This is a genomic window from Faecalicoccus pleomorphus DSM 20574 (genome assembly GCF_000420345.1).
GTDB lineage: Bacteria > Bacillota_I > Bacilli_A > Erysipelotrichales > Erysipelotrichaceae > Faecalicoccus > Faecalicoccus pleomorphus.
In genome coordinates, this window is record NZ_ATUT01000031.1 from 1 (window position 1) to 15165 (window position 15165).

General features: G+C 38.1%; 12 protein-coding genes and 1 pseudogene. 11 read left to right on the forward strand and 2 right to left on the reverse strand.

All coding sequences use genetic code 11. The features are described from left to right. Nucleotides 1-133: 133 nt before the first annotated feature. On the reverse strand, nt 134-967 hold the full coding sequence (locus tag G413_RS11995) for a phosphatase PAP2 family protein (protein WP_081637672.1): 834 nt from the start codon (nt 965-967) through the stop codon (nt 134-136). Between the two features lie 162 nt (nt 968-1129). Here G413_RS11995 and G413_RS0109995 point away from each other — a divergent pair, with 162 nt between their 5' ends. From G413_RS0109995 to G413_RS0110030, 8 genes are read left to right on the forward strand one after another with little or no spacing between them, the layout of a single operon-like run. After that, nucleotides 1130-2647, forward strand: a complete 1518-nt coding sequence (locus G413_RS0109995; protein WP_022790727.1) for an amino acid adenylation domain-containing protein — start codon at nt 1130-1132, stop codon at nt 2645-2647. After that, the gene (locus G413_RS0110000; protein ID WP_022790728.1) at nt 2644-3813 is read left to right on the forward strand and encodes a diaminopimelate decarboxylase family protein; all 1170 of its coding nucleotides are present in this window, start codon (nt 2644-2646) and stop codon (nt 3811-3813) included. The genes G413_RS0109995 and G413_RS0110000 overlap by 4 nt, the downstream gene beginning before the upstream one ends. A gap of 13 nt (nt 3814-3826) precedes the next feature. Then, a complete protein-coding gene (locus G413_RS0110005; protein WP_022790729.1) occupies nt 3827-4054 on the forward strand; it encodes a phosphopantetheine-binding protein in 228 nt (75 codons plus the stop codon). A 2-nt stretch (nt 4055-4056) separates the two neighbouring features. Then, entirely contained in the window at nt 4057-5598 is a 1542-nt protein-coding gene (locus G413_RS0110010; protein ID WP_022790730.1) for an MBOAT family O-acyltransferase, read from the forward strand. 15 nt (nt 5599-5613) lie between these two features. Then, the gene (locus G413_RS0110015) at nt 5614-6576 is read left to right on the forward strand and encodes an SGNH/GDSL hydrolase family protein (protein ID WP_022790731.1); all 963 of its coding nucleotides are present in this window, start codon (nt 5614-5616) and stop codon (nt 6574-6576) included. After that, nucleotides 6573-6884, forward strand: coding sequence for a holo-ACP synthase (gene acpS, locus G413_RS0110020; protein ID WP_022790732.1), 312 nt, complete (start codon nt 6573-6575; stop codon nt 6882-6884). Before G413_RS0110015 ends, acpS begins: the two co-directional genes overlap by 4 nt. Before the next feature lie 52 nt (nt 6885-6936). Then, nucleotides 6937-7641 carry a response regulator transcription factor gene (locus tag G413_RS0110025; protein WP_022790733.1) on the forward strand — a complete coding sequence of 235 codons (705 nt, stop codon included), beginning with the start codon at nt 6937-6939 and terminating at the stop codon, nt 7639-7641. Next, nucleotides 7604-9217, forward strand: a complete 1614-nt coding sequence (locus tag G413_RS0110030) for a sensor histidine kinase (RefSeq protein ID WP_147285018.1) — start codon at nt 7604-7606, stop codon at nt 9215-9217. The genes G413_RS0110025 and G413_RS0110030 overlap by 38 nt, the downstream gene beginning before the upstream one ends. 9 nt (nt 9218-9226) lie before the next feature. On the opposite strand, the gene G413_RS0110035 is transcribed toward G413_RS0110030, so the two are convergent. Further along, nucleotides 9227-10291: a serine hydrolase gene (locus tag G413_RS0110035; RefSeq protein WP_162138412.1), complete on the reverse strand. Its 1065-nt coding sequence runs from the start codon at nt 10289-10291 to the stop codon at nt 9227-9229. 229 nt (nt 10292-10520) lie between these two features. Between G413_RS0110035 and rho the strand changes: the two genes are divergently transcribed. From rho to G413_RS0110050, 3 genes and pseudogenes are all read left to right on the forward strand, one after another. Next, nucleotides 10521-11654 carry a transcription termination factor Rho gene (rho, locus tag G413_RS11515; RefSeq protein ID WP_022790736.1) on the forward strand — a complete coding sequence of 378 codons (1134 nt, stop codon included), beginning with the start codon at nt 10521-10523 and terminating at the stop codon, nt 11652-11654. Between the two features lie 608 nt (nt 11655-12262). Beyond that, nucleotides 12263-13972 carry a carbon starvation CstA family protein gene (locus tag G413_RS0110045; protein ID WP_022790737.1) on the forward strand — a complete coding sequence of 570 codons (1710 nt, stop codon included), beginning with the start codon at nt 12263-12265 and terminating at the stop codon, nt 13970-13972. 605 nt (nt 13973-14577) lie between these two features. Beyond that, nucleotides 14578-15165: pseudogene (locus G413_RS0110050) on the forward strand (hypothetical protein); the annotation flags it as partial.

Sequence of the window (15165 nt, forward strand, 5' to 3'; positions counted from 1 at the left end):
GTAAATTGTTTTTGGTCGAACTAATTTTACTAAGGATATACCTTTTTTTCTATATTTCCAGAAAAACGAATTTACACAAGATATTTTATGCTATCCTGTTATTAACAAACACCAGTAGGAGTAACTTTGTATCCTACTGGTGTTTTCGTTTACTTATTTTGTTTTTCCATCGTCTATCATAGAATGCCCAGATGACAAGGGCAATCATCATGCCGGCAGCCGTATCGCTTAAAAAATGAGCGCCCATGACGATTCTGGAAGCCATCATCAAAAAGATACTTGTGCATACGATGATACTGAGCGACAGCTTATGTTTTTGTACAAGTGGCGTTGATAATAAATAGAGTAAAGAACAGGCAAAAGAACTTGTATGGCCGCTGGGGAAAGAAAAACCACCTTTGTGGCAGGGAAGATACCAAACACAAAACTGAGAAGCTTGTTGCATATCTCTAAATCGGATCCTACCCCATAAAACTTTAAAGAGCGTGATTACGATTAAAACCGTAAAGAATAATTGTAAATAGTTTATGATATAAGGCCGAAGTTTATTTTTTTGTTCTGTTGTTAATTTGTAACAGATAAAGATGCTTACTACTAAAGGGGTTAATATGGCTCCAATGGATATGAAGCTAAACCAGGAAGACTCTGTTAAAGTGATAACATTCTGTGAAAAGAGAAGTCCACAGATGAACCAAGGTATAGAAAAGAAAGGATGATTTTGATCTATCAGCAACGCAAAACAAAGCGTTAATATCAATTTGAGCAAAAGGGGCCAGCCTTCCTGCAAAAAGATGCCGATCCTATTTTGGGGGTCGTAGAATAGAGTGTTAATTTCCAAATCCCAAAAGGTGCCGATACATAAGAAGATACATCCAATACTTATCATTGTGACTGTAATGTTTTTATTCATAGATTTTCCTCGTTGCCTCGTATCATAACAAAACATACGAAAAAAGACAATGTACATCAATGCATCTCTTTGTACATAACAATTGAGAAAGTAAGCTGGATGTTTTTTAGATTTCTTTGATGAAAGATGTTTTTCTTTTGACAAACATTAAGAAAAATTAATATTTTCTACAGTATCTGTAAAGAAACCACCTATATGATGATACAAAGGGGTGATTGAATGAATCATGTTTTGTTGATGCTGGAAAGATCAGCCAGACAATATCCGGATAAGATTGCAGTGATCGAAGAAGAAAAACATTGCACTTATACACAACTGCAAAGGTATTCGAAAGCTGTCGCAAGTTATTTGATACAGAATTCTATACAACAGGAACCGGTTATCGTATTTATGGATAAAGGTATTATGGCATTATATGCTTTCTTTGGAAGTGCCTATGCACAAAACTTTTATTCTTTATTGAATCCGGAATTTCCGGAATCTCGTTTAGAGCAGATACAAAGTGTATTGCAGGCAAGGATCGTCTTGACAACGGCTTCCTATGAAGAAAAGGCAAAGCTTGTTTTTAAAGGAGCCAAGATCGTTGTCTTAGAAACGATTCTTTCTACTGATGTAGAGGAATCATCGATTCAGACGTTGATGCAGAATACGATCGATACGGATCCTTTATATGTGAATTTTACTTCCGGCTCTACCGGCGTTCCTAAAGGCGTATTGATTTCGCATGGATCGGTGATTGATTTTATCGAATCCTTTGTTAAGACGTTTTCAATACAGGAGGATGAGCGTTTTGGAAATCAGGCACCTTTTGACTTTGATGTATCTGTAAAAGATATTTATTCCTGTCTATATACCGGCGCTACTTTGGTCATCATACCAAGAGCCTACTTTTCCAAGCCAACCGCTTTGATTGATTATCTTTGTGATAAAGAAGTTACAACGATGGTATGGGCAGTATCGGCTTTAAGTCTGATCTGTGCTTTCCATGGCTTGGATTATAAAGTTCCCCATACGGTACGAAAGATCCTGTTTAGTGGAGAGGTCATGCCGCTAAAACATTATCAATCATGGAAGAAAGCCTTGCCCGATGCACTATTTGTAAATTTGTATGGACCAACGGAGATTACTTGTAACTGTACCTATCATATTTTAGATCCAAATCGTACTTATGATCAGGGAATTCCGATCGGACAGGCTTTTGAAAACAAAGGTGTGTTTTTATTGGATGAGCAAGATCATGAAATTATAGAACCAAATCAGACCGGGGAGCTGTGTGTAAAAGGAAGAGGCTTAGCGTTGGGCTATTATCGAAATGAAGTACAAACACAGGCTCACTTTACCTCCAATCCGCTTCAAAAGGCTTATGAGGAAAGAATTTATCGCACCGGTGATCTGGCATATCGAGATGCATCCGGTGAATATTATTTCAAAGGTCGAAAGGATTATCAGATCAAGTATCTGGGGCATCGAATTGAATTGGAAGAAATAGAAAAAAGGGCGCTTCGCATAGAAGGAATTGAACAGTGCATCTGTCTTTTCGATGATGTAAAACATCGGTTGTATGGGTTTTATACCGGTACCCTCTCCAAGGAAGACTTTGTAACTTGTTTAAAAAAGGATTTACCGGCTTACATGGTGCCTACTCGGCTTTTTCTTCTTGAATCCATGCCTTTGACAAAGAATGGAAAAACAGATCGGAAAGCATTGTTTGAACTGACGAAAGGAAAACGAAGATGATACAGGAAGAAAGAATTAGAAAACTGGTATCGAAATATGGAACACCATTTTATGGCTTTGATGCGGATGTATTAAGCAAAAGAGTGAACTATTTAAAAGCATCAATGCCGGAAAATGTCGAACTGTGCTATGCGGCAAAGGCAAATTCCTTTATATTAAAACTTTTGGAGAACAAAGTGACTCATTTTGAAATTTGTTCACCGGGTGAATTTCATATTTGTAAGAAACTCCAGATATCCAACCAACAAATCGTATTATCTGGGGTCTATAAGAATAAAGAGGATATCGAAGAAATCTTCAGTGATAAAGAAGAACTTCCTATTATGACAATTGAATCTTTTGAACAGTATAAGTTGATACAGGAACTGGCGGATATTTATCAAAGAGATGTGTCGGTACTTTTACGATTGACCAGCGGCAATCAATTTGGCTTGGATAAAGATGTATTAAAAGAAATCCTGGTTCGTTGTCGATCCTCTCGTTTACATGTATTGGGCATTCAATACTTTTCAGGGACACAGAAACATTCCCAAAAACGCGTATTGAAGGAATTGGATCTGCTGGAAGAATTTTTGACAGAGTTAAAAGAGATGGATTTTGTACCGGAACTATTAGAGTATGGTCCGGGGTTCCCTGTTGATTATTTTTCTTCCATGAAGTTTGAAGAGAATGAACATCTTCAGTTCTTTTCCGAAGCTATCAAACGATTTGGAAACTTAAAGATCGTATTAGAGCTGGGAAGAAGCATTGTGGCAAGCTGTGGCTTTTATGTGACACAGGTAGTCGATACCAAAACGAATCGAAATCAAAATTATGCGTTGGTTGATGGGGGAATTCATCATCTTGTCTATTACGGACAGGGCATGGCGATGAAACAACCACCTTTCCGCTTTCTGAATCAAAAGGATCAGCCGGAAGAAAACTGGAATGTGTGTGGTGCTTTATGTACGATCAACGATATCTTGATGAAACAGGTGCGTCTGCCTAAACCGCAGATAGGAGATCTTTTTGTATTTGAAAATACAGGAGCTTACTGTCCCACGGAGGGTATGTCTTTATTCTTGACAAGGGATTTACCGGCCGTAGTCATCGTGAATGAAAAAGAAGAATTAATGGTGCGTGATCATACGAGTGTCGTTTTACTCAATGCGCCAAAACTAAAGTAAAGGAGCTAAAAACATGGAAACAATTATAGAAATTTTACAGGAGATCCAACCGGATCTGGATTGCACAAGAGAAGATTTGATCGATGGGCATTTGCTGGACTCACTGGCTATCTTATCCCTGGTTGCGGAATTGGAAGATGCCTTCGATTTAATGATTCCGGCGGTTGAGATCACACCGGATAATTTTAATTCAGTCAAACGGATGAAGGCCATGGTCGATCGTTTGCTTGAGGAGGAATAGGATTGGAATCTTATTTCACAGTGATGTTTGCCTTTTTCTTTTTACCGGTGACAATGCTTGTCTATCAATTGTTTCCGGTAAAGAAAAGGTGGGTCGTTTTATTGGTTGCCAGTTTGATTTTTTTCTGGTCCATTAGTGGCGGTTTGATTTTATTTGTGATCTTATCTGGTTTTATGATCCATTATTTTGGATTGTGGATGGAGAATATCGATCTTCAATGCAGTTCGCATAAAGAAGCGCAAAAGAAAAAGAGAAGTGTCTTAGTTTTTGCGATTTGTGTGCATATTGGAATTCTTGTGCTCTGTAAGTACACAGGATTCCTTTTAGGAAATATCAACTCGCTTTTTGTATGGCTTAACATTCCGATTTTGATCCAGGTGCCGAAAATAGGGTTGCCGATTGGAATATCTTTTTACAGCCTGCAGGCTGTATCGTATTGCGTGGATGTATATCGACAAAAGATCAAAGCGGATCACAATCCGCTTCGTTTATTATTGTTTCTGGTTTTCTTTCCTACAATCATGGAAGGACCGATTTGTCGCTATGAACAAACAGCCTATTCTTTATGGGAAGGAAAATCGATTTCATATGGATCCTTGACATTTGGCACACAGCGAATCTTGTGGGGTGTTTTTAAAAAGCTGGTGATTGCCGATCGATTGAATCCAATGGTCAATGAACTGTTCACCAATTATCAAAATTACAGTGGTGGTATGGTATGTATTGCGATGGTGACCTATACGCTTCAACTCTATATGGATTTCTCGGGAACCATGGATGTGGTGATCGGTACAGCAGAAATCTTCGGTGTTCATCTACCGGAAAATTTCAGACAGCCATTCTTTTCCAAAAGCATTGCCGAATTCTGGCAGCGCTGGCACATTACCTTGGGGACATGGTTTAAAGACTATGTGTTTTATCCGGTTTCCATGTCTAAAATGGCTAAGAAAATAACACGGAAGACAAAGAAAAAATTAGGGTATTACTATGCACCTTTGGTAGCCGGTTCCATCGCATTGTTTGCGGTCTGGATCTGTAATGGATTATGGCATGGCTCAGGCTGGCACTTTATCTTTTTTGGGCTGTATCACTTTTTCTTTATTTTGATGGGAAATTTAATGCTTCCGCTGCTGCGAAAGTATCATCTGCAGTTTAATCATGGATTTTTGCGATATTTGGCTATGATTCGAACAACGATTTTGGTATGTATCGGTGAATTGATCTTCCGAGCCGATGGACTTCGTATTGCGCTGGCAATGATTAAAAAGATGTTCGTTGATTTTCAATTTGAATCTTTGAATGCCCAAATGCTCTCAACATTACATATTGATATGCAGGATATTCTATTGGTTTGTGTTTCTGTATTGATCGTATTTGTGATCAGTGTATGTAAAGAAAAGAATGTACAGATTCGTAAAAAAGTGGCTTCCGGTCCCATTGTTTTGCGCTGGACACTTTACTATACTTTGATTTTTGCGGTGATCCTGTTTGGTGCTTATGGAACAGGGTATGTTCCGGTGGATCCTATGTATGCAAGCTACTAAGGAAGGAGTGCAGCTATGTCAGAAAAATGGAATAGAATCGGCCGTATCTTTCTTTTCTTTATGATCTTTTTTACGCTGGTATGGTATGGTTCCCGCATTGTTGAGCCAAAAGACAATTTGGATCAATTTGGCATGAAAGATGTTTCGGCTAACGGCATCTTAAGCGAACGTAAAGATTCAATCGATGTATTATTTTTAGGAGATAGTTTGGTGTATTCTTCCATCTCACCCATGGCGATGTATGAAAAAGAAGGATTTACCAGTTATTTGTGTTCGACACCGGCACAACCTTTGTATTACACAAAAAGTTTGTTGGAAAGAACACTACAGAATCAATCGCCAAAGCTTGTTGTTTTAGAAGCGGATACATTTTTTCGGGATTTTTTGGCGACCGATCCTGCTGTCGAGAAAATAAAAGAGCTATTCCCTTTGTTTGAATATCATGACCGGTGGAAAAATCTTCAGGCACAGGATTGGACAGGGGATGTACATTATACTTACAACAATGTTTTAAAGGGATTTCGTATCAATCGTGATATTAAGCCGGTGCAAAAGATAGGATCTTACATGGATGATCATAAAAAAGGCGAAAGCATTTCGGTACTCAACCGATGGGTTTTAGATTCCATTGTACAGATGTGCAAGGAAAAAGGCTGCCAGCTTCTTGTGTATAGTACGCCAAGCTATAAAAATTGGAACTGGAAACGTCATGATGCGGTGCAGACCTATTGTGATGACAACAAAATCCCGTATTTGGATTTGAATACAGAAACAAAATCGTTATCAATCGACTGGAAAGAAGATACCCGCGACCAGGGTGATCATCTAAATTATGAAGGGGCTATGAAGGTCACAAAATATATGGAAGAATACTTGAAAAAGCATTATGATCTAGAGGATCATCGTCAGGATGAACAATATCAGTCATGGAATGATTCTTTGGTCAATTATAATAAAACGATAGAGGATAGGAAATGATGCGTATTGGTTGTGATATCGTACAGATTCAACGCATACGATCTTCATTAGCTCATAAGATCTTAAGTGAAAACGAACAGCGAATATATCAAACCTTGAAAGAACAACGCGCTATTGAATTTCTTGCGGGGCATTTTGCGGCAAAAGAAGCCGTTTTTAAGACATTGGATAAACCTGTCGATTTTAAAGATATAGAAATCACCTATGATCAAATGGGAAGGCCAATCTGCAATATTGAGAATGTACAAATCAGCATTTCTCATGAAAAAGAATATGCCATGGCTGTAGCTTTACGAGTTTTTCTATAGCTTTTATCAGAAATCGAGATATACTATTAGAAAATAAAGTGAGGTGAAGATCATGCCTTATAAAATAATGATTGCCGAAGATGATGCGGATATCGCAGAACTCATTTCCCTGTATTTGGAAAATGATGATTTCCAGGTCGTATTGGCACAAAATGGCAAAGAAGCCTTGGAACTGTTTGAAAAGTTGGACATTGATCTTTTGATCGTTGATCTGATGATGCCGGAAGTCAACGGGTATGAAACGATTCGCAAGATTCGAGAAGTTTCTAAGATACCGATTTTAATCTTATCGGCCAAAAGTATGAATCAAGACAAAGTGTTGGGATTGGGGATCGGTGCCGATATGTACATGACAAAACCCTTTGATCCTTTAGAACTTGTAGCTCAGGTCAAGGCAATGATTCGAAGAAGCTATCGTTTTTCGACTTCAGGACAGGAGCCGAGTTCTTTCTTTTTAAAACGAGGCGATCTGGTTTATGACCCGGAAAAAATGTGTTTAAAAAAAGCGGGAAAAGAAATCTCTTTGACAGCCTATGAGCTCAAGCTTTTAGTTGCTATGATGAAAGCGCCGGGACGTGTCTTTACCAAGCTGCAGCTGTATCAAGTCATCAGCCGTGATTTTTGTCAGGCGGATGAAGATACCATCATGGTTCATATTTCCCGTATTCGTTCTAAGATCGAAGAGGATCCTTCTAAGCCAAAATATATAAAGACAGTTCGTGGGCTGGGGTACAGGTTTGATGATGAAGATGTTTAAAAAATGGTACAGCGTAACCGGCTTGTTGGTTGTTTTGTTATTGATTTATACGACCAGTCTTTTGATTTATCGTGCTGTTTTTGAATCCATGGAAACACAGAGAATGTTGAATGCTTTTCCCAGTCTTTGGAGCGTGGTAGAAGATGCCGAAATATTAAAACAGGAACGATACGAAGAAATTCCCATTCATCAATTTCCTCACAGTGCGTTTATCGTATTTGATGTGGAAAATAAAAGTGCCGTTTACGCATCGGATGAAAAGATCCTGCAGAATATCTATTATGATGATTTGGAATTTATCAATGATTTTTCGACAAATCGCTACTTCAACGTATCTAAAATCATAAATAAGAATCAGGAACCTTTTTATATCATCAGCCAGGAAGGGTATGATGAAAAAGATTCCATGAGCACGATCTATGATCGTTGTGTATTGAACAGTCAATATGAAATCGTAGAAGGAAATTTGTTCTCAGACCGAAAAAGTCTGAATAAAAGAGAATTAAACTTTTTACAGGGCCTTTATGATAAGAAAATGAATGTGGAAAAGTATTCTTATTTCAATACAACGAAAGAAAAGCGTGTCCTGGTGTTTGTGTCGCCAACAATGACAGAGCCTGCCTATCATCGAATTGTAGAAGATAATGGAAAACGTCAGATTTATGCCTTTCCTATTTTTTTGTTTATCGTATTGGTACAGATCCTGTTGTTTAAATATGTTGTAAAACGTTCTTTTTTGCCATTTCAAAAGGCAATTGTGCGATATCGTGAAAACGCGAATACTAATTTTGATGAAGGTGCAATTCCTTTAGAACTGCGTCAGACCGCCAGAGAGTTTCAATATACAGTTCAAACCTTGGAAGAGACCAAAAAGGAAAGACAACAGGCACAGCAAGAGAAGTATGCTTTGATTTCCGGAATTTCACACGATTTAAAAACGCCTTTAACAGTGATTCGAGGTTTTTCGGAAGCTTTACTTGAAGATAAAGTTCCAAAGGAAAAGGAACAGAAATACTTACAAACGATTCATAAACGCTCTTTGATGGCCAATGATCTGGTGGATTCTTTATTTGGTTATATGAAGATCGAACATCCATCGTATCAGCTTCATACGCAGAAAACAGATGTTTGTGAATATACTAAACAATTCTTTGCGCAAAAGTATCCGGAAATTGTGGCCAAAAAATTTGAATTGGAGATCGATATCCCTGAGCGACCTTGTTATGGAAGAATTGATACCAAGTTGTTTGATAGAGTATTAGAAAATATTGTGGAAAACAGCCTAAGACATAATCCGGAAGGAACGATTGTGTTTGTAAAGCTGCGACAAAAACAACATAAAATTATCTGGACTTTGGCAGATAATGGCATAGGCATGAAAGAGGAGGTTCGCAAAAACATTTTTATGCCTTTTGTGACCGGTGATGAATCCAGACATGATTTACATGCCAATGGATTAGGAATGTCTATTGCCCAGAAGATCGTAGTCTTGCATCATGGAACGATCATGGTCATGGAAAAGCCGCAAAATGGCTATTCTACAGAGTTTTGTATCGAACTGCCGCAGGCTGAATGACCGGTTAGTTTATTTGGTGTATAAGCTTTGAATGGTGGAAAATACATATTGGCTGATTTCCTGAGCTGGTTTTTGGTAGGAACTATCTGAAAATACGACCAGTATGTAGTCTTTATATTCAGTGTAAATGATGCCGCCATCTAAATAATAGGCATCTGCCCAACCGGATTTATGTGCACATTCTGTACCTTCTGCAAGTCCTGCGACAATTCCGGTATCATCGGCACATCGTTTTAAGAGTTCTAACATCTCTTTAGAATAAGCTTTCGATACGACATCAGAACGATAGAGAAGCTCTAAAAATTTGGCAACATCTTCCGGGCAAGTCGTATTATTCTTTCCGTCGGAAAAGTAGCCGTCACCGGGAACAAGACCATGATGAATCTCTGTACGCGTAAGACCCAGCTTTTCACAGAAGCTATTGACCTTATGTGCACCGGCAGCTCCATCACCATTGCCTAACTTTTGAAGTAAGATGTTGTAGGAGGTATTGTCACTATCTATGATCATGGCTTCTAAATAGGGGAGGCATTCATCAAGGCTTAGATGCCCCTGGTCAATTTGTTCATAGACAGCGCCCATGACAAAAATTTTGATGATGGAACATGGATACATATCCAGATCATGAATCAAAAAGCTATCATCAGTATCCAGATCTTTAAAATAGACGGCATTGTTTCCCGGATAGGTATTTAAGATCGATTGAATCTGTGTTTGTAAAGAAGAAATATCTAGTTGTAGTTTTCCGTTTTCATCAAAAACATAGGTAACACCATTTATGGTCGCATCCCCTGTGACCATTTTTCCCGTTTCATCAAAGTAATAGATATCCGATTCAATGGTTTGAAAGGTACTAACCTTCATACATCCATTTTCATCAAAATAGTATTGATCGGAATCGATCGTTTGCAGACCGGTTATCATTTTTCCGTTTTCATCGTAGTAGTAGGTTCCATTTTCTGTTTCTAAAAAGCCTGTATGCATATAACCTGTATCCTCATCAAAATAATAAAAGTCGTTATCTATTTTCTGCGGTCCGTAAAGCTGCTCATGATTTTTATCAATGTAGATCATATGTGAGGAATCAAAGAGCGAAGCTTGGATAAATCCGGTCTTTTGAGTTTGATCAAAAATGAAAAAAATGCATAAAAAAAAGAAAAGACAGATAACCAAGCCAGCGAAAAGAATTAGTTTCTTCGTTGATTTATTTAAATTTGCCATCAAATGCATAGACGATTCACACCTTTTACGTTATTATAAAGCAAAATGACGAGTTTTTAAACTGTAATGAAAAGAGGGTTATATGGAAAAAGTCAAAGGAATTTTAGAAGTATTACCAGATGGTTTCGGCTTTTTGCGGGGAGATAATTATTTATCAACGGAGAACGATGTATATGTTTCGCCTTCACAAATCAAATCATTGCGACTTCGTACCGGTGATGTGATCGAAGGAGAGCCAAAAGAGAAAAAAGAAACGGAACGATATCGCGGATTGATGCGTGTGGATCTGATCAATGGACATACTGTGGAAGAGGCTTTTCGAAGAAAGAGCTTCGAAAGATTGACACCCGTTTTTGCGAATAAAAAGTTTAATTTAGAAACATCGGATGGTGGGTTGGCGATGCGTATCATCGATCTGTTGGCACCAATCGGAAAAGGACAGCGTGGACTTATTGTATCCCCTCCTAAAGCCGGTAAAACCACATTATTAAAGAGCGTGGCGAATTCGATCATAAAGAGAACAAGAACGGTGAAGATGATCATTCTTCTAATCGATGAACGACCGGAAGAAGTTACTGATTTTAAGGATTTTATCAAAGAACATAAAGCACAGGAGCGAGTGGATGTCATATATTCAACGTTTGATGAACTTCCGGAGCACCATACTCGTGTAGCGGAAATGGTCTTAGAAAGAGCTAAGCGACTGGTAGAACATGGAGAAGATGTAGTTGTCTTGTTAGACAGCATTACCCGACTTGCCAGAGCGTATAACCTTACTTCACAGACTAGCGGCAGAACATTATCAGGCGGCTTGGATCCTGCCAGCCTTCACTTTCCTAAAAAGTTTTTTGGAGCTGCCAGAAATACACGGGAAAAAGAAGGAGGATCCTTAACCATTTTGGCGACGGCATTAGTGGATACCGGAAGTAAAATGGATGATGTGATCTATGAAGAGTTTAAAGGAACCGGCAATATGGAGTTGGTTTTAAATCGAAATATTTCCGAACGCCGTATTTTCCCGGCCATTGATATCTTAAAATCAGGAACCCGAAGAGATGATCTGTTATTGTCAAAAGAAGAACAGGAAGCTGTGACTAAAATTCGTAAATCCATTAACCGACTTTCAACAGAAGATGCGACAGAAAGTATATTAAATTTATTTTCAACATATAAAACGAATGAAGTGCTTGTTCAACAAGTATTAGCTATGAAGTAGGGATTCGACAATCCCTGCTTTTTTTATGCCATAAGACATGATTTTGTGCTGTGTGTCAGTTGATATAGGGGAAAAGAAACTAAAGAAGGATACAAAAAACAAACAATGTTTCTATTGGTTTTATTGAAAAGCAAGTTTGTTATGTATGAATCAGGAGTTTAAAAGAAGGCGTTTGTTTGATTTTATTTAACAGTAAAAGAATGAATTAATTTTCAGTTTATGTAAACAGAAATGAAAAAGTTATGAAAAAAAGTAATAAATTTTTTCAAAAAATATTGTTTTTAGGGCTTTATAGTGCTATCATCTTGTTAAATTCCAATAGGCAGTGAACAAGATACGGTGCCATGATTACACCCCTCACAGAGAGCGTTGGCAGGTGGAAATAACGCAGGAAGGAAATAAGGCATTATCCCTTGCGAGCCGATCTCTTGAAGGGAGCTGGTAAAGAGATCCGTTGTTCTCACGTTATAGAGAATTCATGTTGATGGACATGAGGAAGAGGCAGTTTTTTTTATTTGGCTGCAAGCTAAGTGGTACCGCGTAAACGAAAGTTTTCGTCTTAGTGCGATACTTTTTTTTGCCTATGGATGAAAAGAGAGGATGAAAGTATGAATGGATTGTTATTGTTAGGTATTGCGATTGTAATTCTGGTTGCCGCTTACCTTCTCTATGGTCGGTATTTGGTAAAAACCTGGGGCATTGATCCCCGTGCAAAAACACCAGCTGTTCGCAAAGATGATGGCACTGACTTTGTTCCAAGCAACAAATGGTCAGTCTTTGCCCATCAGTTTTCTTCGATTGCAGGTGCAGGGCCTGTAACGGGACCTGTCATGGCACTTGTTTTTGGATGGCTGCCGGCTTTTTTATGGATTATTGTCGGAGGTATTTTCTTTGGAGCTGTTCAAGATTTTGGCTCTTTGTATGCGTCTGTAAAAGATGATGGAAAGTCAATGGGACAGATCATTGAAGATTATATTGGTAAAACAGGAAAGAAGTTATTCTTCTTATTCGCATGGTTATTTACTTTGATTGTTATTGCGGCGTTTGCGGACATGGTTGCCGGTTCTTTCAATGGTTTTAATGCAGAAGGAGCTAAGGTTGCACCGAATGCCTCGGCAGGTTCTATTTCTATTTTATATGTTTTTGTTGCAATCGCATTTGGCTATTTCTTAAAAAAGGTAAAATGGGAGGGGTGGAAAAAAGCAGTAATAGGTATTATTTTGATTGTGCTGATGTTGGCAATCGGTATCGCATTTCCACTTTATTTAAGTAAACAAATGTGGATCTACCTGATTTTTATTTATATTTTCTTTGCCAGTGTTACACCTATGTGGATTTTAAAACAACCACGTGATTATTTGACGACATTTCTTTTTATTGCCATGATTGCAGCTGCGGTATTGGGTGTTGTACTTTCCAATCCTACAATCACTACACCAGCCTATACAGGGTTTGTATCTAGTACAGGAAGTTACTTGTTCCCTACTTTATTTGTTACGATTGCTTGTGGCGCTGTCAGTGGATTCCATTCCCTGGTTTCCAGCGAGACAAGTTCGAAACAAATCGAGAACGAATCAGATATGTTACAGGTTGGGTATGGAAGTATGTTGCTGGAATCGTTATTAGCTGTATTGGTTATCGTTATCGTAGGGTCTTTGACCAATTTAAGTGAAACAGGTGTATTGAATGAAACGCTTTCCAACATGGCTTTGGCTCAGGGAGCTACACCATTTACTCAGTTTTCTGTAGGTGTTACTGGCTTATTGTCTTCATTTGGTTTTCCTCAAGAATGGGGACTTTGCATCATGACGATGTTTGTTTCGGCTTTAGCATTGACTTCTCTAGATGCGGTAGCTCGTATTTCGCGTATGTCGTTTCAGGAATTCTTTGAAGTAACAGACGGCAGTGAACCAACAGGGGTTATCAAGTTTTTGACCAATAAATATGTTGCGACAATCATTAGTTTATTAGGAGGTTATTTATTAAGCATAGGAGGCTACAATAATATCTGGCCATTATTTGGTAGTGCAAATCAGCTTTTGGCAGCTATGGTATTGATCACATTAGCGGTCTTCTTAAAAGTTACGGGACGTAAAGGATTTATGTTGTATGTACCTATGGTTTTAATGTTGATAGTTACGATGACCAGCTTGATTATGTCTATTTACAATATTTGTATTAAATTGTTTGTGACAGGAGGATTTGTCTTCTTAACAGATGGATTGCAGTTGATCGTTGCGATTTTATTAGTTTTGTTAGGTGTGATGATTACCTGGGGATCGGGAAAGAAATTGATAGAAGTAAAAAAAGAAGCGTAATAGAATAACAAAATCATGTAAATAGATACAGCAAATAGATAGAAAATTTTAGATGTATGGAGTCCACCAAACGTATTTTTGGTGGATTTTTTTATTGCGTAGGGAAAATGTAAATTCAGTTGGAGATAAGCCAATTACGTTACCAAGTGTAGAAAACCACAAGTCGCCAATGAAAATTTCAGGGATGAAGAGATGAGATAACGACATTTTTGAGCGTACGAATAAAAATCAGATACAAGGTTAAATGATGAATGAGGGTACTGTTCATACCAAAGTCTAAATGTCTAACAGAACAAAAAAACAGACAAAAAAATTTGGAAGTTATGAAAGAAGCAAGATTCGTGAATTGATTTAGAAAGCCTTGAATGAATTTGAGTTCTATTCCTCTTAGATTGTTTAAGAATGTTTCATTAATCAGAGTACATCTTCTGATATATCAAAGAATTTTCCTGAATTTGATGTAATACATGCAAAGGTATCCCATTTTTAGTTAAAATCAGAAAAAATTCAACTTTTTTTTCATAGTTTTTTGAAATTTTATCGTAACTAATAATAGGAAGGTTTCTAATTTCCATCTATGTGTAATGAAAGAGAGGTGAAAAACGATGGAAGAAAGAAAAGCTTGGGAAGCTTTGTTGAAGGATCCTCAACGATCCTATGATGCCCAGTGCAAGAAGATTCTGTCTTTAAAAAAGATCCTGGCCTATCTCTATGAAGAGTGCTTATCCGAATACAGGCATCTTTCCTCAAAAGAGATTTATGACCGGCTGGATATGGATCCAACATCGAATAAAGTGGTCGGCCAAAATGTAGAGGATCTCAAGATACCGGACAGTAAGGTTTGCTATGATCTGCTGTTTAAGCTTGCTCATCCAAAGGATCCGAAAAGAAGGCTCTGGATCGATATGGAACCGCAGGGAATCGATCCGGGAAAGGATGCCCTGTATCATCGAGGGTTCTACTATGTCTGCCGACTGATCGATGGACAAAGAAACGATCCACAGGGGTTTACAGGGGATGCGTATGCGGATATGCACAAAGTGATCTCTTTTTGGATCTGTTTAAGGCATCCTAGGTACAAAGATAACAAGCTCTACCGATATTATGTAGAGGAGAATTGGATAACGGGAAAGGGCAAAACAAAACAAAGAGGTAAGGATACGATGGAAGTCCTGATCCTGTATCCCCGGAGA

Bases quoted from the DNA above. Each gene is read 5' to 3' on its own strand.
- G413_RS11995 (WP_081637672.1), bottom strand. From the start codon at position 967: ATGTACATTGTCTTTTTTCGTATGTTTTGTTATGATACGAGGCAACGA.
- G413_RS0109995 (WP_022790727.1), top strand. From the start codon at position 1,130: ATGAATCATGTTTTGTTGATGCTGGAAAGATCAGCCAGACAATATCCG.
- G413_RS0110000 (WP_022790728.1), top strand. From the start codon at position 2,644: ATGATACAGGAAGAAAGAATTAGAAAACTGGTATCGAAATATGGAACA.
- G413_RS0110005 (WP_022790729.1), top strand. From the start codon at position 3,827: ATGGAAACAATTATAGAAATTTTACAGGAGATCCAACCGGATCTGGAT.
- G413_RS0110015 (WP_022790731.1), top strand. From the start codon at position 5,614: ATGTCAGAAAAATGGAATAGAATCGGCCGTATCTTTCTTTTCTTTATG.
- acpS (WP_022790732.1), top strand. From the start codon at position 6,573: ATGATGCGTATTGGTTGTGATATCGTACAGATTCAACGCATACGATCT.
- G413_RS0110025 (WP_022790733.1), top strand. From the start codon at position 6,937: ATGCCTTATAAAATAATGATTGCCGAAGATGATGCGGATATCGCAGAA.
- G413_RS0110035 (WP_162138412.1), bottom strand. From the start codon at position 10,291: ATGATCTACATTGATAAAAATCATGAGCAGCTTTACGGACCGCAGAAA.
- rho (WP_022790736.1), top strand. From the start codon at position 10,521: ATGGAAAAAGTCAAAGGAATTTTAGAAGTATTACCAGATGGTTTCGGC.
- G413_RS0110045 (WP_022790737.1), top strand. From the start codon at position 12,263: ATGAATGGATTGTTATTGTTAGGTATTGCGATTGTAATTCTGGTTGCC.